General features: G+C 57.7%; 14 protein-coding genes and 1 tRNA gene. 7 read left to right on the top strand and 8 right to left on the bottom strand.

Annotated features, from left to right (window positions below; all coding sequences use genetic code 11):
• Positions 1-11 precede the first annotated feature (11 nt).
• Both MUN82_RS04595 and MUN82_RS04600 read left to right on the top strand, forming a co-directional pair.
• On the top strand, positions 12-854 hold the full coding sequence (locus MUN82_RS04595; protein ID WP_245095337.1) for a TIGR02452 family protein: 843 nt from the start codon (positions 12-14) through the stop codon (positions 852-854).
• Positions 855-1,908: 1,054 nt separating this feature from the next.
• Complete coding sequence (locus tag MUN82_RS04600; protein ID WP_245095338.1) at positions 1,909-3,312, top strand: RtcB family protein; 1,404 nt, start codon at positions 1,909-1,911, stop codon at positions 3,310-3,312.
• 112 nt (positions 3,313-3,424) lie between these two features.
• On the opposite strand, the gene MUN82_RS04605 is transcribed toward MUN82_RS04600, so the two are convergent.
• Positions 3,425-3,604, bottom strand: a complete 180-nt coding sequence (locus MUN82_RS04605) for a hypothetical protein (protein ID WP_245095339.1) — start codon at positions 3,602-3,604, stop codon at positions 3,425-3,427.
• 268 nt (positions 3,605-3,872) lie between these two features.
• Entirely contained in the window at positions 3,873-4,841 is a 969-nt protein-coding gene (locus tag MUN82_RS04610) for a nucleoside hydrolase (protein ID WP_245095341.1), read from the bottom strand.
• A 200-nt stretch (positions 4,842-5,041) separates the two neighbouring features.
• Here MUN82_RS04610 and MUN82_RS04615 point away from each other — a divergent pair, with 200 nt between their 5' ends.
• Complete coding sequence (locus MUN82_RS04615) at positions 5,042-5,836, top strand: DUF2490 domain-containing protein (protein WP_245095343.1); 795 nt, start codon at positions 5,042-5,044, stop codon at positions 5,834-5,836.
• A 19-nt stretch (positions 5,837-5,855) separates the two neighbouring features.
• Here the strand turns inward: MUN82_RS04615 and MUN82_RS04620 are convergent, their stop codons facing one another.
• Positions 5,856-6,377 carry an MOSC domain-containing protein gene (locus tag MUN82_RS04620; RefSeq protein WP_245095345.1) on the bottom strand — a complete coding sequence of 174 codons (522 nt, stop codon included), beginning with the start codon at positions 6,375-6,377 and terminating at the stop codon, positions 5,856-5,858.
• Between the two features lie 232 nt (positions 6,378-6,609).
• On the opposite strand from MUN82_RS04620, the gene MUN82_RS04625 reads away from it, so the two are divergent.
• Both MUN82_RS04625 and MUN82_RS04630 read left to right on the top strand, forming a co-directional pair.
• Positions 6,610-7,281 carry a Dps family protein gene (locus tag MUN82_RS04625; RefSeq protein ID WP_245095347.1) on the top strand — a complete coding sequence of 224 codons (672 nt, stop codon included), beginning with the start codon at positions 6,610-6,612 and terminating at the stop codon, positions 7,279-7,281.
• Positions 7,282-7,620: 339 nt separating this feature from the next.
• Positions 7,621-7,702: transfer RNA gene (locus MUN82_RS04630), tRNA-Leu, on the top strand.
• Between the two features lie 113 nt (positions 7,703-7,815).
• On the opposite strand, the gene MUN82_RS04635 is transcribed toward MUN82_RS04630, so the two are convergent.
• The 4 genes from MUN82_RS04635 to MUN82_RS04650 form a co-directional block, all read right to left on the bottom strand.
• Positions 7,816-9,396 carry an NFACT RNA binding domain-containing protein gene (locus MUN82_RS04635; protein ID WP_245095349.1) on the bottom strand — a complete coding sequence of 527 codons (1,581 nt, stop codon included), beginning with the start codon at positions 9,394-9,396 and terminating at the stop codon, positions 7,816-7,818.
• A 584-nt stretch (positions 9,397-9,980) separates the two neighbouring features.
• Positions 9,981-10,748, bottom strand: coding sequence for an MBL fold metallo-hydrolase (locus MUN82_RS04640; protein ID WP_245095350.1), 768 nt, complete (start codon positions 10,746-10,748; stop codon positions 9,981-9,983).
• Between the two features lie 83 nt (positions 10,749-10,831).
• Positions 10,832-11,209 carry a response regulator gene (locus tag MUN82_RS04645; RefSeq protein WP_187318155.1) on the bottom strand — a complete coding sequence of 126 codons (378 nt, stop codon included), beginning with the start codon at positions 11,207-11,209 and terminating at the stop codon, positions 10,832-10,834.
• A gap of 62 nt (positions 11,210-11,271) precedes the next feature.
• Positions 11,272-15,384 carry a PAS domain S-box protein gene (locus MUN82_RS04650; protein ID WP_245095351.1) on the bottom strand — a complete coding sequence of 1,371 codons (4,113 nt, stop codon included), beginning with the start codon at positions 15,382-15,384 and terminating at the stop codon, positions 11,272-11,274.
• A 153-nt stretch (positions 15,385-15,537) separates the two neighbouring features.
• Here MUN82_RS04650 and MUN82_RS04655 point away from each other — a divergent pair, with 153 nt between their 5' ends.
• The gene (locus MUN82_RS04655) at positions 15,538-16,668 is read left to right on the top strand and encodes a glycosyltransferase (RefSeq protein ID WP_245095352.1); all 1,131 of its coding nucleotides are present in this window, start codon (positions 15,538-15,540) and stop codon (positions 16,666-16,668) included.
• 73 nt (positions 16,669-16,741) lie between these two features.
• On the top strand, positions 16,742-17,650 hold the full coding sequence (miaA, locus tag MUN82_RS04660) for a tRNA (adenosine(37)-N6)-dimethylallyltransferase MiaA (RefSeq protein WP_245095353.1): 909 nt from the start codon (positions 16,742-16,744) through the stop codon (positions 17,648-17,650).
• On the opposite strand, the gene MUN82_RS04665 is transcribed toward miaA, so the two are convergent.
• Positions 17,647-18,270, bottom strand: coding sequence for a hypothetical protein (locus MUN82_RS04665; protein WP_245095354.1), 624 nt, complete (start codon positions 18,268-18,270; stop codon positions 17,647-17,649). The two genes, miaA and MUN82_RS04665, sit on opposite strands and share 4 nt — an antisense overlap.
• Positions 18,271-18,370: the final 100 nt, after the last annotated feature.

The raw sequence follows: 18,370 nt of genomic DNA on the forward strand, positions 1-18,370 counted from the left end.
GGCTATTAGATATGAATCGTGAACAACGACAACAATTAGCTACTGAAACCCTGACAGCGCTTCAGCGCGGCGCCTACCTAACGGAAGCCGAGCAAGAGGTGACGATTGCCGCGTGGCAACAAGCCGCCGAGCAAAACAGCCAACTCTACCGCCCAGAAGATGCTACCGAGCTACTCTTGGAGCTAACGAAACCGGCCAGCGCGTCTGCCGAGGTGCGCGTGTACAACGCCACTACACTGCACGCTGCCGCCGATTTGGCGCAACAGTACGTGCGTGTAGCCTGTCTGAACTTTGCCTCAGCGCGTAACCCCGGTGGCGGATTTTTGGGTGGCAGCCAGGCCCAGGAAGAAAGCCTAGCCCGCTCAACGGGGCTGTACCCGTGCATTGCGCAGTTTGCCGAGATGTATAAATACAATGCCCGGCCCACTAGTACAGGCCTCTACAGCGACTACGCCATCTACTCGCCCGGCGTGCCGGTACTGCGAAACGATGCCGGACAGTGGCTTACAGCGCCCTACCGCGTCGACATCATCACAGCACCCGCCGTGAATGCCGGCGCGCTCCGTCAGAATGCTCCGCACCTGCTGCCGCACCTAGCACCCACCATGCGGCAACGCATTCGACAGGTGCTGGCACTTGCTGCCCGTTACAACGTGGAGGCGTTGGTGCTGGGGGCCTGGGGTTGTGGCGTGTTCGGCAATGATCCGACACAGCTGGCGCAGCTCTTCGCCGAGGCGTTAGCCGAGCCTTCTATTCGCGGCCGTTTTCAGCGTATCGATTTTGCGGTGCATGATACCCGACTGCCCTACCCAACACTCACCGCTTTCGAGCACACGCTTGATGCCTTTACCTGAACTTGCCATGTATGACATACCCTGTTGTTTCTATGTATCGGTCGGACAATAGAAAGCTGACTATGTAATTGCTTTAAAATCAACTCCTGCAAAGGTGCCGTAGGTGGGCATTACTTCGTGGTGAAGCCGTATGGTTTGGGTTCGAATCCCACTGCGCAATCCAGGTTGTGCAGATTAGTCGCCTGCCGCTTGTTGCCCTTGTTGAGTTGAGAATACGTACTGATTTTCAAACGGGTGCCGTAGCCAAGCCTTACTTCGCACTCTTAATGCCCGGGTCGTGGGTTCGAGTCCCACCAGCTGCCGTGCGGCGGCTGTAGCTCAGGTGGTAGAGCAGGATACAGTGGCTGGCGTTTGTTGCCCCGCGCGGAAATCAGGATAGTTTGTTGGGTGTCGTAGGGAGCCGATACTTCGGTGTACGTTCCGTAAGGAAGTGCAGGTTCGAGTCCTGCCTTGTGGTCTCGTGGCCGCAAGTGGCGAAACTGGTAGACGCGCTACAGGCAACGGCCGCCGTTTGTTACCCCAACTCATTTTTTACCCTAGTACGGGTGCCGTAGTCGGGTCATACTTCGCCGTTAACATCCAGATGCGGGTTCAACTCCCGCCGGTTGTGTTGTAAACCAACCGTAGCTGAGTCAGAAAGCAGGATGAGAAAGCCCCGGCGCTTGTTGCTCCGTACAAGAATTATTTACCTGATAGGTGCCGTAGCATAGCCTTCCTTCGCTTGGGGCGCTGGGGTCGTGGGTTCGAGTCTCACCTGCCTTTTAGGGCAGTAGCTCAGTTGGTTAGAGCACAGTTTAACGGTGGCTATGCGTTTGTTGCCCTGTCAGTTTTAATAGGAGAAAGGAAGGTGTCGTAGAGTAGTCATACTTCGTACTGAAAATACCAAACGGCTATTCGTTTTTCACCCTTCCTACCTCTTATTGCCTACTACCAGATGCCGTAGGTCCGCGTTACTTCGACCTGTCACGTCGGCTATCAGCCTTGCGCGAACCGCCTGTTGCTCTGGTACCAGTAGGAAGCCATTCAATCATTCAATAAGCAACCATTTAGCATAATGGCTCAACAACTACGCGGCAACGACCTTCGCCAACTGGGTTTCCCGGAAGGTCGGGCCATTGGGCTGGCGCTGGCACAATTGCAGCGCAAGCACCTCAAAAAACTTTCGCATACCGAGCAGCTGATGTTGCTCCAAAATTTACTCGCTAACCCCAACGACTACCTCACCCACCTCGATTGGAGCCACACGGCCGCCGCCTTGCTACCACCGCCTTCGCGCCATATTGCCCTAGCCGAGCGCAAGCCTTACGCCTTGTTTGGGGCTGAGTACATCGACCAGAGTGCCATTCACCAGATGGAAACGGCCATGAAACTGCCCGTGACGGTGGCCGGCGCCCTCATGCCCGACGCTCACCACGGCTACGGCCTACCCATCGGGGGCGTGCTGGCTACCGATAACGCCGTGATTCCCTACGCTGTGGGCGTCGACATTGGCTGCCGTATGGCCTTGTCAGTATTCGCGCTGCCGCCCAAGCACCTGGAGCAGCGTGTGCAGGAGCTACGCAAAATGCTGGTAGACAACACCCGCTTCGGTAACCGCGACGTATTCCGTCACGGGCAGAAGCTGGACCACGCCGTGCTCGACCGCGCCGAATTCCAGGAAATCGGGTTTCTGCGCAATAAGCTGGACACGGCGGCCACCCAAATTGGCTCATCGGGTGGCGGCAACCACTTTGTGGAGTGGGGTGTGGTAGACATTCTCGACCCGACCAATGAGTTGGGCGTGCCGGTAGGGCAGTATCTGGGGCTGTTGTCGCACTCCGGCTCGCGGGGGCTGGGTGCTAGCATCGCCAACCACTACACCAAGCTCGCCAAAGACGTGTGCCAACTGCCCAGCGAGGCGCAGCACCTAGCTTGGCTTTCGCTGGAAAGCGAAGCCGGCCAAGAGTACTGGGCCGCCATGAATCTGGCTGGCGACTACGCCTCGGCGTGCCACCACCAGATTCATCAGCGACTGGCCAAGGCCTTGGGCGAACGGCCCCTGGCAAAAGTGGAAAACCACCACAACTTTGCTTGGAAAGAACGCCTTGCGACTGGGCAGGAGGTAGTGGTGCACCGCAAGGGCGCCACGCCGGCCGGCGCGGGCGTGCTGGGCATCATCCCCGGCTCCATGACGGCCCCTGGCTTTATTGTGCGGGGTAGGGGCGAGGCAACATCGCTGGCATCGGCCTCACACGGGGCCGGCCGGGCCATGTCGCGCACCCGCGCCAAGCAGGAGTTGGGCGAAGCCGACGTACGACGCTACCTCCAGCAGCACCACATCGAGCTGATTGGGGGCGGGGTAGACGAGGCTCCTCAGGCGTACAAAGACATCCACGCCGTGATGGCCAGCCAGCACGATCTGGTGGATGTGCTGGGCACGTTCACGCCGCGCATTGTACGCATGGAAGGCGGGGTATAGTCCCGGCATAAAATGCCAATAGGGGCGCTTACCTACAGGTAGGCGTCCGTATTGGCTTTGTTGGCGTGAGCGAAGGTGTTAATGCAGAAACGTAGCTAGCTCCTGGTCTGTATCACATTACGCGCTGATGGCGACGGCGCAAACGTACCAGTCGGTTTGCGCAAGGGTAGGAGCGGGCCGAGGCGCGGGCAGTAGTAGTCCGGCATACGGAAGAAGTAAGAATAACTCCGCTGGAAAGTAGTAGCAGCGCTAGCGCTGTGAGGGCAAGCGGCGAGGAGGCAGTTGAATTCATAGGGCGGGAGGGTAAAGAGCGGTAGGATACGTAATAGCCGGTAACAAGGCAGAAAATCAGCGCGCAGTAGAAAAGCGGTTGCTGCATTGCTGCCGGGAGTAGCAAGAGATATAAGAAAACTAAGTAGTCTAATAATACGAACTTTTGGGTTTTCTAGTTGAGTTGCTGCCTAAAACCGGCCATTATCAGGCGCGCAAGCTATATTCACGCCACTCCGGTTGCAGGATTAGAAAAATACTACATTACCCTGCTTTCAGACCGTAGATGCCTATGCTGAAGTGCTTTGCAGCGGCTGCCGCAGTTGCCGAAACAGGTAGGCGTAGAAATCCTCTTTGCGCACGTGCACGGCCATTTTCACCCATTGCCCCGAGCCAGGAGCACGATGCGTGCGGCCGGCGCTGGCACCCGTAGGCGTTACCTCTAGCTCTACTCTTTCAAAATCGAGGGCCTCAGGAATAGCGAGGTAGCTGGTCGTGAGTACGTCCCACATAAAATAGGTGTACTCGTAGGCCGGAATAGTGTCGATGGTAGTGGCCCAGAACTGCCCGGCCAGGTTGGAGAAGAAGTACTCCGACTGCCGGGCCAGCTGCTGCAGAAAATCAAAGCTGACGGGCACGTGGTTGGTGGCATCCAGCGGTACGATGGTAACGGGCAGCCCCATACGAAACAGCTTGTGCGCCGAAATCGGGTCCCAAAACACATTCCACTCGGCGGTGCCGTTGTGGTTGTAGGTTTTCACGTTGCCGATAACGTCCACGGCGCCGCCCATCCAGACCACCTCGCCTACCTTGGCCGCTAGGGTAGGGTCTTGTTCTAGGGCATGCACCAAGTTGGAGCACGGCCCCGTGAGCAGCACCGTAACTGGGCCGGGGGCAGCCGTCAGCTTGCGCCAGATAAAGGCCACGCTGTCGTCGTAATGAGCTGCGCCGGGTGTGTCTACGTTGATCATGCTGGGCAGCGCATTCAAAATCTTGGGCTTGGCCCGCCAATCGGAGGGAAAGGCGTTTACACCGTGGTAGTCGCCGCCGCTCACCTCAATATCGGTGCGCTGAGCAAGCGCCAGCAGCTTGTGCGTGGTAAGCAGGGCGGTTTCGAGGTAGCAATCGGCAGGCGTGACGGAAATGCCCAGCAACTCAACCTGCGGCATGTGCAGCAGCAGAAGCAGCGACAGAAAATCGTCTACCCCACCATCGTGGTCGAACAAAACATATTGCTTGGGCTGGCGTGCATCGGGCATATAGCAGTGGGCTAAGGAGGTGAGAAAAACGGGCGGTAAAATTGGGTCGCTTTTACCAGAATGACGCTACCAGGAAGTGAGATAGAACTGGAATATTCGCAGCAACCTGACAGCGAATATCTTTGCAGTACCCTAGGCACTAGCTACTCACTTGCTCGCTAGATTTCTCCTCCTCCGAACAGTTCTTTCTGCCCTCCTCCGTGAAAAAACATCTACTTCTTGGTTTGCACATCCTGTGCTTCATGGGTTTGTATCACCCGTTGCAGGCCCAAACAGCTGTAAATCCGGTACAGCCGTGGGGAAGCTGGGGAATACTGACGCTAGTGCTGCCCGGCACCGCTGAAAAAAAATGGGGAGGCTTTGCGGAAGTACAGGCCCGCACCAATGCCGTGTTTCGGCAGTACTTCTACCACGAGCTGAAAACCGGGCTGAGCTACGATCTGGACCGCAACTTCACCTTCACGCTGGCCGGCGGCCGCTACGCTACTGCCGACTACAAAGACCTTGGGGCTGGCCCGCTCAACGTAGAAAAGCGCTTCTGGCAACAAGTAATTATGAGCCAGTTTACGCACCGCGTGAAGCTGGAACACCGCTACCGGGTAGAGGAACGGTGGTTTCGGTTTCGCGACGACAGCACCAGCTTCCGTATGCGCCTGCGCTACCGCCTGAACGCGTTCCTACCCCTGAACAAACCTACCATCACCGATAAAACCGTGTTTTTGTCGGCCTACGACGAAATCTTCTTGAACCCCGACGGGCCTACCTTCGAGCGCAACCGCATATATGCTGGCGTGGGCTACCAGATCAATGCTCATCTGACTGTGCAGGCGGGATGGGTGAACCAGGCCAACTATAATCTGCCTGCGTTTCGGCAGGGGCAGTTTATTCCGCAGAACACGGCCGCCAAAAACAACGTGGTGCTGGCCATGGCCTACCGGCTGGCGCACCGCAGCGGTGGGCCGGTAGGAGAGCGTCTACCCTCACAGCATGATTAGGCCTGCCAGGGTATTGGCGCTAGCTGGCAGCTATTACCTGCACCGCATCGCCTACCCGAATGGTGCCGCCGTGCAGAATGCGGGCTGTAAGGCCACCGTGGCCGCGCATGGCGTTGTAGCCACCCGGCCCCAGCTCCTCCTCCATCCGCGAGCAAGGGTGGCACTCCCCCGTAATTTCCAGTACTACCTCGTCGCCAATGCGTACCTGGTGGTTTTTCAGCGCCAGCAGGTTCAATCCGCTCACTACCAGGTTGCGGCGCAGCCGGGCCGGGTCCACGGCTTCCGTCAGCCCCAGGTAGCCAGCTACGGCGGGTAGGTGTTCGGCCTGGATGAGGGTAATCTGCCGCTTGCCGCCGGGCTTAGGGCGGGCGTGGTCGCCGGAGAGGTGGCGGTCGGTTTCTACGGTGGCCTCCTGCATGGGCACCATGGGGGCGCGGCGCACCGGCCGGATGCCAATCCATTCTAACTGGCCTACCTGGGGTAGGGTGTTCAGCAAGCGGGCAATGGTGGATTTGTCGTCGCCGACGAAGGGGAAAGGCATGAGCGAAGAAACAGTAGAAGTGAGAAAGCAGCGCTGGCAGCAAGATACGTGACCCGCCGCCAGCACACACCGCCCTACATGTACAAAATAGAGGCAAGGGAAGCAGCCTAATGAATTTAAGCTAACCCCGGCCATAATTGTGCGTACACAGTGGCAAGCAAGCCGCACAGCGCAATAGGTACTCTAGCCTGTACCGGCTTGCCTCTCCAACCTGTTTACTTTCTTTCTGATTATGGCCCTTCCCAGCACCAATAAAAAGGCTCCCGTAGCCGCCAAAGCAGCTCCTGCTAAAGCAAAAGAATCTAAGAACGCCGTTGCTGCACCCAACCCTGCTGTCAACGTGCAACCTATCCTAAATCAGCAGCAAAACGCGCCAGCTCCCATCCAGAAATACGGCACTGTATCGCAGCGTCTACCCATTGGCCTGAGCGAAGACACCCGGCGCGAAAGCGTAGAGCTGCTAAATCAGCTGCTGGCTGATACGTGCAGCCTGCGCGATATGTACAAGAAGCACCACTGGCAAGTAGTAGGCCCTACCTTCTACCAGTTGCACTTGCTGTTCGATAAGCACTATGAGGAGCAAAGCGAACTAGTAGACACCATTGCCGAGCGCATCCAGATTCTGGGTGGTGTAGCCGTGGCCATGGCCGCCGACGTAGCCGAGCTAACCAGCATTCCGCGCCCTCCCCGCGACCGGGAAGAAGTACCGGTACAGATTTCGCGTCTGCTGGAAGCGCACCAGATCATCCTGGAACAGTGCCACGACATCGCCAAGAAAGCTGACGACTCCGGCGATGACGGCACCAACGACATGGTAATAAGCGACGTACTGCGCGCCAACGAAATGCAGGTATGGTTTGTGTCGGAGCACGTAGTAGAAGCTCCGCTTACGCAAGCAGAGTAAGTATTTTCTAACAGAAGATTAAAACGCTCGGCCATCCTCTTGGCCGGGCGTTTTGTCTGTAGAGGCAACTACAGGCCGCTCCACCAAACTGATAGGGTAGGGATTCCGCATCTGAGGCCTGCCGCCAAGCTGCAAAAGCGAGTGTCATAGGAAAAAATATCTGGCTGTTGCAAGCTGATACTGAGCCCGAAACCATCTTGCCAAGAATACCCGGCAAGAAAAATACGGTCGTAGGCTTGCACGAGCGGTAGCAGCCCCCTACTTTTGTGCCCACTTCGCCGCCTCAGCGAAGCCCGAAGCTTGCTTTCGGAACCAGAAGTTGTGTTTTTCTAGCCTACTGCGCACGTGGTGAAACTGGTAGACACGCCATCTTGAGGGGGTGGTGCCTTCGGGTGTGGGAGTTCGAATCTCCCCGCGCGCACTTACACAAAAAAGTCCGGTCTATACAGGCCGGACTTTTTTGTTTGGCAGCAATGAAGTAGCCAGTAGTATGTGCCGCTGATGACGCTAGGTAGCGCCGCGCGGAGTCGTTGGCTACACGCCTACCCGTTCAAACGGATTTCCGGGCACTACCAGCACCACCCGCTCGCGCTCTACCACCACGGCGCCCGGCGCGGCGCCTTTGGGCTTGCGCACAAACTTTTTGGGCGTCACCGTCACGGGGCACAGCGAGTCGTGCTGGCGGCGCGAGTACCAAGCGGCTAGCTGGGCGGCGCGCTCTACTACAGGTTCAGGCACCGGGTATCCTGCTCGGTGTCGCACTACCACGTGCGAACCGCTGACGTCTTTGGCGTGCAACCATAGGTCGTCTTTGTGCGCGTATTTCTGCGTGAGTAGGTCGTTATTCTGGGCATTGCGGCCTACCAGAATGGTAAAGCCGCTATCCGTAAATACTTTGAAGGGTAGCTCGTTGCCTGCTGCTTTGGCCTGGGCTGCAGCATCGAGACCATGCTGCTTGCGCCAGGTTCGTAGCGTGCGCAGGTCAGCTAGACCAGTTAATTCTTCTAACCTCTCCAGGCACCAGAAAGCTTCGGTTTCGCGCTGTTCAATGCGCTGGCTGAGTTGTTGTAATTCAATCTGCTGGTTTTTGGCCTTGCGGTAAAGGTTTTGGGCCGTGCGCTGGGGCGTTTCGGTGGGTTTGAGCTTGATAACACGCGGTTGATTATCCTGATAGAAGTCAACTACTTCCACCTGCGCTGCTCCGGCCGAAATCTGGCTGAGGTGCGCCATGATCAGGTCGGCGGTTTGGCGGTAGCCGGCGGTGTGCTCTAGGGCGTGGCGGCGCGTGCGGGCCATTTGGGCGCTGGTGCTGGCTTCCTCGGCTCGCTTTTCCAAGGTCTGGCGCACTTGGCGAATCTCCGTCTCATACGCCCGCCGACTCAGAAAATGCGGTACAAACTCGCGCAAGGCCGCAATAGGGTCGGTAGGGGGTAGGGTCTTCTGTACCTCCCCGAGCGGCAGCAGACTCAGGCGCGTTCGGTTTTCCAGCTGTATGATGTAGAGCTGCGCTGGTTGCTCCAATTGCCGGATAATATCTGCTACCAGTTGCTCCCGTTGGGGTAAGGGTGCGGCGTCGTAGCCGTGGACGCGCAGGTAGCGGGCGGGTAGGTCGCTGAGGGCAGGGTAGCGGCGCAGCGGATCGGCCTCGTGCGGGCGGGTACCAGCATCCGGGGCGGTGGTAGGGGGTAGGGGCAGAATGTCCGCATCGGCAGTGTAGCGCTGGTGAAACAGCTCGGCGGGCGCATCCGGGGTAGGGCGGAAAATGGCGTTGGGCCGTGGGCCAAACAGCTTCAGCAGCAGGGTAGCACCATCGATGAAGGTGAATTGCAAAATTCTGTCCTGCGGTAGCGCATCCACGTGGCTTACCTCGCGCCCTAGCAAACCAGGCAACAGATCCACTGAGTTTTGTCGGGCGCGGTGGAAGGTTTCGGGCAGGGCTAGCGCCGGAAAGGCCGCCGACAGCTGCGCTTTCAGCCAAAACTCGGCCGCACCGTTGGTCAAACCAATCACCAATTCATCCTTTTCCTGCGAAAAGCACGTGACTACCCGGTAGCCGGCCAGGGCGCGAGTGAGAGCAGGCGCCAACAGACGCAGGAAATAGTAATTGGTATGCATGAATTATTCAACTAGTGCGAGTAGAGGAAGTGTTGCAAAGGGCGTGTAAATGCAACCTCCGCCACTATTTTAAGCTCTTGCAAATGGGATAAACTACTCCTTGTATTTTCTTTAATTATGAAAAAATATCCACTACTGATTGGTGTAGCATTAAGCCTGACAGCGTGTTATACAGCCGATGAAGGTGAGGCTATACCATTGTCTATTGTCGCCGATTTCGACCGGGAGTTTGCCCTAAACTATCGGCAACAGGCGTAGTTAGATGCCGCCTCACAGCCAGAATTGACGGTAGAGGTGACGGATATTCAATCTACGTTCTGCCCTAAGAACGTGACTTGCGTTACAGGTAACTTTGTAATGCCTACGCTGTGCGTAACAGATGCAACTGGGAGAGCACAAGAGTTGAAATTACCCGTTAGCGAAAACAGAATTTATACCTCAGCTTGGGTCGATACTACCAGCGTGCATGCTAATGGTAAGCGTTATATTTTATACTACACTAAATGGACTTTTGATACTGAGCGCGAACAGCCGAGTAAAAAGGACATTACCGTCTCCTTCCGCATTACAAAATAGCACATCCGTCACACCTCTATCTGCAACCCATCGTATGCCAGCCGCACGAAGTCCGGCAGTGTGGCTTCTACTTCGTGGTGTTTTCCCAATTGATGGCTGATATGGGTAAGGTAGGCCTGCTCGGGAGCCAAATCCTCTAGTAGTTCCAGCGCTTCGGGCAGCGAGAAGTGCGAAATATGCTTTTCGTGGCGCAGGGCGTTGAGTACTATCACCCGCGAGCCGCGCACCTGGGCTAGTGCCTCTTCGGTCAGATAATTGGCGTCGGTGATATAGGTGAAGTCGCCGATGCGGTAGCCTAGCACCGGCAGCCGGTAGTGCAGGGCTCGGATGGGCTGAAACGGTACGCCTTCCACCAAAAACACCTCTGTGTCGCTGGTGATGGGAATGGTTTTCACGCGGGGCACGCCGGGGTATTTCTCCTCCGCGAAGATGTAGGCAAATTCCTGTTGGAGCTGCCGAAGCACGCGCGGCTCGGCGTAAAGGGGCATGTCGCGCTGCTGCAGAAAGTTGTAGGAGCGAATATCGTCGAGGCCGGCGGTGTGGTCTTTGTGCTCGTGCGTGAACACAAGGGCGTCCAACTGCTCAATCCGCTCGCGCAGCATCTGCTGCCGAAAGTCCGGCCCCGAGTCAATCACAATGCTCTTGCCGGCCACTTGCACATGCACCGACACCCGCAAACGCTTGTCGCGGTAGTCCACCGAACGGCACACGGGGCAGTGGCACCCTATTACGGGTACCCCCTGCGACGTGCCCGTGCCGAGAAAAGTAATTTGCATCGTCAAATGGCTGAATTGCTAATTGGTTGTTGAAATAAGCTGTATGAAAAGCCAACCATTTAACAATTCAGCCATTAAACTACTTACCCCACATGCTGCTTCACTACGCGCACCAGGGCATCGAAGTCGAGAGGTTTGGGGAGGTAGTCGGTTACGCCAGCCTCGCGGAACTGCTCCATCGAGTAGTTGTTGGCGTTGCCGGTGATGGCGATAACCGGAATCTGAGCGATGCGCGGATCAGGGTTGCGGCGGATTTCGCGGGTGCACTCCATACCGTCCTTCACCGGAATATTGATATCCATCAGAATGCAGTCAATTGGCTGGCTTTCAACCTGCTTGATGACTTCACCCCCATTTTTTGCCGATATGATGCGGTACTTTTGCAGCTCGAGTATTTTCTTGGTGAGGTTCAGAATAACGGAGCTATCTTCCGCAATCAAAATAGTTTTAGAATCAGCCATGCGGGTAGTTGTGTTGAAGATGTAGGTTGGGAAAACGTGATGGATAAAAACAGATTTGCCGGTTACGGCACCTGCGTGACCTGCTGATATACGGCCTTAAACTGCGCAAAGTAACGCAGTAGGCGCTGAAAATCCTGAACAACGTTGGTCGTTTCTCCTTTCTTGAGGTCGTGCTCCAACTCCTTGGCGCCCTCGGCCAGCCGGTTTATTCCCAACGTGAAACCTGTGCCCTTTAGCTGGTGCAAGTGAGGTAGAATGGCCTCGAAGCGCCCAGTACTCACCAAATTGCCAGCTTCGGTGAGCAACTGCTCCGCTTCAGTCTCAAAATCGGAATAGAGGCTGGCCGCAAAATCGTCGCCGCCCAGCTGCCGTAGCTGGTTGATTACTTCGGCATCAATGCAGCCTTCCAGCTCTTCGGGCGCCAGCTCTTCGGCGGCCACAGGCGTGGGGGCGGGGGTATCGGTTGGGGCAGTTGGGACGGGCTCGGCGGGGGGTAGGGCCGTGCCCATGTCGCGGGTGGGTAGCACGGCCCGCTCGGTGGTGCTGGTCCAGCGGCGCAGCACCGTGTAGAGGTCCTGCGTTTTCACAGGCTTCGACACGTAGTCGTCCATGCCTTCTTGCACAAACCGCTCGGCATCCTCCTTCATAGAGTAGGCCGTCATGGCCACCACCGGCGGGCACTGCTTGCCCAAACGACGTCGGATTTCGTGCATGGCCGTCACGCCATCCATCTCCGGCATCTGAATGTCCATGAAGATGATGTCGTAGCGGTTTTTGGGTGAGTCGGCCTTGCTGATGGCCTCAAAGCCATCGGATGCCATTTCCACGTGGCAGCCCAGCTTATCGAGCAGGCGCGAGGCCACCTTCTGGTTGATAGGGTTGTCATCAACCAGCAGCACCCGCGGCACCGACTCGAAGCGCACCACCTCCTGGGTCCGCTCGCGAGCCACCGTGCGCTGGTGCAGAATCTCTTCCTCGTTGTGGGCAATGTTGCACTGAATGGTAAACCAGAACGTGCTACCCTCCCGCACGTGCGAGTCTACCCCAATCTCGCCGCCCAGCAGCTCGGCCAGTTGCTTGCTGATGGCCAAGCCCAGGCCCGTGCCGCCAAATGCTTTGGTAGGGGTTGTATCGAGTTGGGTGAAGTTGGTGAACAGCAGCTTGGCGTCTTGCTCTGAAATGCCAATGCCCGAGTCCTGCACCGCAAAGCGCAGCGTGTGCTGCTCCCCATCGGTGGCAATAGACGACACCTCGATGCTCACCGTGCCCTGGTTGGTGAACTTGATGGCGTTGGACGTAAGGTTAGACAGGATTTGCAGCAACCGTGTTTCGTCGGTGAGGATGAAGCGCGGCGTGTGCGGCGTGACATGGTAGGTGAACTGCAAGTCCTTCTGGCTGGCACGGTTGGCAAACAGCGAGTGAATCTTGTCCAGCGTGTAATACAGATCCAGGCCGTGGGAGTGCAGCTGTAGCTTGCCCGCCTGAATCTTCGATAAGTCCAGAATGTCGTTCAGAATAGCCAGCAGCGCTTCCGACGATTTCCGCAGGGTATCCACATAGTCTTCCTGCTCCTCCGACGTTACCGTCTGGTGCAGCAGGTCAATCATGCCAATAATGCCATTCATGGGCGTGCGCAACTCGTGGCTCATATTAGCCAGGAACTGCGTTTTGGCTTCCAGCGCGGTTTCGGCTTCGTCCTTGGCGCGGCGCAAATCGTCCTGAATCTGTTTCAGCTCCGTGATGTCACGGCCGATGCCCTCGGTACCGCCCGTTTGCCCCGGTGCAGGGCGGGCATTGATGAGCATGCTCACGTAGTGCCCATCTTTATGACGGATGGCCGTTTCGAAGTTGCGCAGCACGCCCTTCTCTTTGATTTCCTGCTGCAGGCGGTCGTAGTCGGCTGGGTCGGCGTAGTGCGAGGGTAGGTGCTTGCCAAGCGCTTCTTCAGGCTGGTAGCCCAAGGCCTCGTATACCGACGGGCTCACCAGCGTGACGTGGCCGTTTTCGTCGGTGCGGTAGTATATATCCTGGAACGACTCGAAGATGGCGCGGAATTTCTCTTCCTGTGCTGCAAGCTCCAGTTGCGAAGCCTTGGTTTCGGTGATGTCGTGGGCCATGCCCGATATTTCCTCAAACGAGCCGTCGTCGAGGTAGATCGGGTTGAGGTAGATTTCGCGCCAGGTGTCGTGGCCGCGGGGGTCGCGCAGGCGCACCTCAAAGCGCTGCGGGTGCCCCTCGAAGGCCTGCTTATAGTGCTCCACAAACAAGTCGCGGGCTTCTTCGGCTACCATCGCCAGGTCGGCCTGCCACAGGTTCACGTTGAGGGTAGGGTAGACCCCGTTGTTGCGCAGGAAGTAGGCAGCGTAGTTGCGGTTGAAGGATGTTAGGCGCGAGTGCGTATCCACGGACCACATCAAGTGAGAGCCGCTCTCGAAAATGGCGTTCAAACGCGCGTTCTGCTTGTTGATCTGCACCTCATTGCGCTTGCGCTCAATGGCCAGGGCCACCTGATTGGAGATGAAGTGCAAAATCTCAATGTCGCCCACCGCGTAGGCATCGGCCTTGTGGTAGTCCTGCACGGCAATGACGCCGATGATTCGTTCCCCGATGCTTAGGGGCGAGCACAGCATCACCTCCGGCATCACACCATAGGCCGTAATAGCGCCGTTGCCAATCAGCTCCTCTAGCTCGCTTCGCAGCAGAAACTGCGGCCGCCCCGTGCGGATAATATACTCCGACACCCCCGACGAAAACGGCCGCGCCTTGCTGGGCTGCTCGTTGGGCGAGCTTTGATCTACATAATACACAAACTGCAACTGCGTGCGGGCGTCGTCGCAGAGGGCAATGTAGAAGTTATTGGTTTCAATAATCTTGCTCAGCTCCCGGTGAATGGCGCCGTACAGCGCGTGCAAGTCTTTGGAGCTAATGGCCAGGTTAGCAATGCTATAATATACCTTTTGCAAACGTTCCGCCTTGATGCGGTCAGTGATGTCGTGCAGAATAGCGCGGGTGCTCACGGGCTCGTCTTCCTGCCAGGCGCAAGAGATAGAGCCAATCAGGTGCACCGGCTTGCCGCTTTTCGTCAGGAAAACGGTTTCCAGCTTATTGACTTTTTCCCCCTTGTACAAATTGCGCAGCTGGTAGAGCAGCTTGGCTTTATAGTAGGGGTGCACCACGTCGTTGAGCGTGAGCTGAGGTAGGTCTTCTTCCGAGTAGCCCAGCTTTTCGCGCCAGGCCTTATTCACGGACAAAAACCGGTTGTCGATGCTCAGGTTTTGGATCAGGTCGTGGGCATTGTCGAAGAAATCCTGGAGGCGGTTGCGGTTGTCGTTGAGGACGCGGGCCGTCATGTGGCGGTCTGTCCGGTCGCGCCCGATAAAGAACATCCCCGTCACGTTGCCGCTTAGGTCGCGGGCCAGCTCGGCGTGCCAGAACACTTGCCGGGGCTTGCCAGCGCGTGTCAGAATCACCCGTTCTATATCGTCAACCTCCTGCTCGCCCCGTATCACCACCTCAAAATGCCGCCGCCGGGCGTCGCGCTCGGCTGCGGGCACAAAGAGTGCGTGGTAGTTTTTGCCCAGCACCTCTTCGCGGGTATACTCCGTGAAGTTGAGGAAAAACTCGTTGACGTCCTGAATGGTGCCTTCCTGATCAATGAGGATGTACGCCTGGTCGGTGCGGCTGAGTACGTCGCGCAGCTCGCGGCGGGTACGGTCGAGCAACCCCGCCTGGTCGGGCGGGCGCTGGGCGGGCCGAGGGGCCCGCGTAATGTCGCGTAGCGTGAGTTGCACGCGGGTTCCCTGTGGGGTAGGCACGCGGTGCAGGGTCACCCATCCATCGAGGCGGGAGTGGTTGATGCCCAGGCCATGCCAGCTTTTGGCATAGGTCTGGCCAGTGCGGGCCGTGTCGAGCACCGCCTCGCGCAGCATAATATCCGACTGCCAAAAATCCTCGCCGCTAGCGCCGCCGTGGGGGCGGGCAAAGCTCATGAGGCCAGCCATCAGCAGGTGGTTGCGAGTGGTGCCCAGCAGGTGCACTGCAGTTCGGTTGCAGTCGAGCAGCTTGCCCCGTTCGTCGTAGAGCAGCAAGGCATCGTACGCATCGTCAAATAAAGCCCGATACATAGCATCAGAGGCAGTAGCGCCTGGGGTAGCGGGCAGGGAGCGAGTAGACATTAGAAAAATGAAATCCGGGCGACAGGCGATATGGCCTTAGACGGGTATTCGTAATAAAACAGGCTAATTTCCTAAATTTGTCAAAAATAACGCAATTTTCAGGCTTCTGCCTCAGGAATTTATCCTACAAGCGCAACTAGCGTCTTTTCGAGTATGCGCTCTTTGCTCTTCGCTGTTACTACTGATCTGAACTACGACCAGCGGATGCAGCGCATTTGCGGCAGCTTGGCTCGGCAGGGTTACCACGTGACGCTAGTAGGGCGCGCGTGGCCGCAGTCAGAACCGCTGCAACCTCAACCGTACAAACAGCACCGGCTGCAGTGCTGGTTCACGAAGGGGAAGTTGTTCTACGCGGAGTTTACGGTGCGGCTGCTGCTCTACCTGCTACGGCAGCGGGCCAGCGCCTGGTGCGCCATCGACCTAGATACGGCCCTACCCGTATGGTTGCGCGCCCGGCTGGGGGGGCAGCCCTTCGTATACGATGCGCACGAGCTTTTCACGGAAGTGCCCGAGGTAGTAAGTCGCCCCGCGGTGCAGCGTGTGTGGCGATGGGTAGAAGGCTTTATTGTGCCGCGTGCGGCCCTAGCCTATACGGTAGGGCCCGCGCTGGCGGGCGTGTTCGAGGCCCGCTACGGTAGGCCCTTTGCCGTAGTTCGCAATATAAGTCGGTTAACGGCTGCGGAAACCGAAACGCATTTGCCAGCGCCCGGAGGCTATATCCTCTATCAGGGTACGCTGAACGTAGGGCGCGGCCTGGAGGCGCTGCTAGACGCCATGCCCCACGTGCAGGGGCGGCTGGTGCTTTGCGGCGAGGGCGACTTGTCGGCGGAACTGCGGGCGCGGGCCGGGCGGCTGGGGCTGTTAACCTCGGGTAAGGTAGAGTTTAGGGGGTATGTACTGCCCCACGAGCTGCGTGCCGTGACGCATGGGGCGGTGGTGGGTATTATGCTGCTTGAAAAGCAGGGACTGAGCTACTACTACTCACTGGCTAACAAGTTTTTCGATTACCTGCACGCGGGTGTGCCGCAGCTGATTGTGGATTTTCCGGAGTATCGGGCCCTGAACGATGTATATGATGTGGCCGAGGTGGTGGCCCTCACGCCCACAGCCATTGCGCAGGCGCTCAATCAGCTATTGCATCACGCGCCCGGCCGTTACCAGGAGTTGGTGCGCAACTGCCGGCGGGCGCGGCAGGTGCTCAACTGGCAGCACGAGGAGCAGCATCTGCTACAGCTCTACGCGGGCTTGTGGCCTACCCCCGAAGCACAACGTGCCTGCGGGTAGGCCAAAACCATTGTAGTTTTGCGGCTTCCTGTATTCATCTTCGCGCAGCAGCAAGATGCAGGACCTTTGTTTTATGCTGGATCTTACCTCGCTGGCAGCGGCCGCTCGTCCTACCTTATTAGTTATTGCCGGTCCCACGGCCGTGGGCAAAACGGCGCTGTGTGTAACGCTGGCTCAGCAGCTGGGCACCGAAATCGTATCGGCCGACTCGCGGCAGTTTTTTCGGGAGATGAGCATTGGCACGGCCAAGCCTACCCCGGCTGAGATGCAGGGGGTGCCGCACCACTTCATCAACTCGCACAGCATCACGGAAAGCTACAATGCGGGGCGCTACGAGGTGGAGTGCCTGGCGCTGCTCGATCAGCTGTTTCAGCGGCACCAGGTAGTGATTCTGACAGGCGGCTCGGGCTTGTACTTGCAAGCCGTGACGGATGGCTTTGATGCCCTACCCACCATCGACCCGGCTGTGCGGGCCGGCATTCAGCAGGAGCTGGTGGCGCACGGCCTACCCGCGCTGGTGGCCGAACTGGCCCGCCTCGACCCGGTGGCGCACGCTCGCATCGACGCGCAAAACCCCCAGCGTGTGGTGCGGGCCCTGGAAGTAACGCGGGGTACGGGGCAGCCCTTTTCCAGCTTCCACGGCCAGCACACTAAGGCGGCGCGCCCTTTTGATGTGGTGAAGATTGCCCTGCACCGCGAGCGGGAAGAGCTGTACCAGCGCATCGACCAGCGCGTAGACGAGATGTTGGCGGCGGGCCTGCTGGCTGAGGTGGAAAGCGTGCTGCCCTACCGCCACCACAACGCCTTGCAAACAGTAGGCTACCAGGAAATCTTCGGCTACCTCGATGGGGCCTACGACTGGGCCGAGGCCGTGCGCCTGCTCAAGCGCAACACCCGCCACTACGCCAAGCGCCAGCTCACCTGGCTCCGCCGCGATGCGCAGTATGAGTGGCTGCACCCGGCTGAGGTAGGGCCGCGCTAAAAGCGCCGCCCTACTTTCAATTGCAACGTAGCCATCGTGTTGCCGAACGTATCATTCTGAAAAGAAGCTTTGCCGCCCGCCAGCCATTGGCGGTCGATGCCCAAGGCCACATCCAGATTCAGCGAGAGCATGTATCCGGCGTGCAGGCCCTTCTCTTGGTCAAGTGAGTTAGTCTTTATACCGGTAGAAAAGTCGATAGTTGTCTGGGGGGCACCATAGCGCTGCGAGTAGCCGGCGTAGCCACCGCCGCCCACGGCAAACAGCACCTGCTGGTCGTTGCCGAACGGGTAGAGGTAAAACTCGTGTTCCACGTTCATGGCCTGATAGGTCATAGCGAAGGGCACGTTCACGCCGGTTGTGCCGGTCCGCGGATCAGGGTTGTATACTGTCTGATAAGATTCCTGGCTGCCACCAATAAAGGCTAAGCGTGTGCCCGTACCCAGGTGACGGCCGAAAAATGGGGCGTATTCTACGTGGGCCTTCAGTGCCTTATAGTCGCCGGTGCCTACCAGCGCAGAGCCTACCCCTAGCTGAATGCTGGCAGGCCGTTGGGCAAGGGCGGTAAATGACGAGAAACTTAGCACGGCCGCAATAGCAGCTACTTTGTGGTAATTCAACATAAATGCAGACAAAAAAGAATAAATAGTTAAAGCGTCAGCCAAGATAGGAACTGCCTAATATAATCCAACAGGTACCAAAAAAAGCAGTGCCTCCGGGTGG

Source organism: Hymenobacter aerilatus (genome assembly GCF_022921095.1).
Classification (GTDB): domain Bacteria; phylum Bacteroidota; class Bacteroidia; order Cytophagales; family Hymenobacteraceae; genus Hymenobacter; species Hymenobacter aerilatus.